This window comes from Paenibacillus sp. 01T47 (assembly GCF_056398245.1).
In genome coordinates this window covers 1-1,102 of the sequence record NZ_JBFTPA010000070.1, presented here as the reverse complement: position 1 = coordinate 1,102, position 1,102 = coordinate 1, and the positions used below count along the sequence as shown (strand labels likewise).

At 38.1% G+C, this 1,102-nt stretch carries 1 protein-coding gene; it reads right to left on the bottom strand.

Translation table 11 applies throughout. The features are described from left to right. Window positions 1–586: 586 nt before the first annotated feature. Window positions 587–1,033, bottom strand: a complete 447-nt coding sequence (locus tag AC1DOV_RS34685) for a GNAT family N-acetyltransferase (protein ID WP_477552164.1) — start codon at window positions 1,031–1,033, stop codon at window positions 587–589. Between the last annotated feature and the right edge of the window lie 69 nt (window positions 1,034–1,102).

Sequence of the window (1,102 nt, the reverse complement as noted above, 5' to 3'; positions counted from 1 at the left end):
ACCAGAAGTTCTCGCCAGACCTAAGCCAAATATAAGTGTACTGGTAAACGCAGTCGACGATATAAGAAACAGCGGGTTTCGGCGGGATGAATGCGGGAGGAGGTGACTGCGGCGGTTGTCTCATGGGTCCTATATTTCGCATTTGAACCATAACATCACTCCTAACGGAAGATATTCATGATATTACATGAAAGTGTATCTTATACTATGTAGATGAATAACCACTTGACTATACGCATGCCTAGTCATAACCATTTTGCACGGTCAACCGCTGCAATTTCTGTCCTGAAGCTTAAACTCCAGGGAATTGCTGTTATTATGTGTACGATTTCCATTTCACAGGGTACTTAAAAATTTCTCAAACTATTGGCTGAACTCTCCTGCCCGTTAGCTTAATTAGTGAGTTCAGTTTACAACTTTTATGTTTATCTTCTTCACCTTCTCCCTGCAATCTATCGGGAATGAGTTCAAGTTCTTGTCAAAATCTGGAATGGGATAAAGTTCTTATCATTTGTTTTTGAGAGGAACCTTATCCCACAAAATAAAAAAGCCACGATTTTCGCGGCATTAGAGTATTTGTAATTGCCTAAAGATTTAATTCCATCCAATAATCTGCTTCAATAAAACCAAACTTTTTATATACCGGACTACCTAATGTTGAAGCCCCGAGCCAAATTTTTGATACACCTGCGATTCTAGCTTCATCAACTAATTTATTTAACAAAGTCGTAGCTATCCCTTGTCCACGGTAATTTTCTTTCGTATACATATTCGTGATATAGCCCATTTTACCACTCTTACTTGTGAATGAAGGCGGGAAATCATAGAAGATAATTGCACCCGTAGCAATAGTTTCTTCATTGTCTTCAACGATCCATTCGATTAACGAACCATCACTCATCTTATTGTGAAAAAAAGAATTGAGTTCGCTATCAATATCTTGATTCGGTTCGATCCCTTCATCAACTAATTGCTTTTTTCTTAGATGAACCAATTGATGAATATCATTCATATTTGCTTTACGATAGTACATCTACTCACCGCCCCAACAAATGTATATATTGCTGAACGGAGTGTAGCATATTTCACAGTGGAAGTCACC

Excerpts from the sequence above, each read along its gene's own strand:
- AC1DOV_RS34685 (WP_477552164.1), bottom strand. The coding sequence starts at position 1,033 with ATGTACTATCGTAAAGCAAATATGAATGATATTCATCAATTGGTTCAT.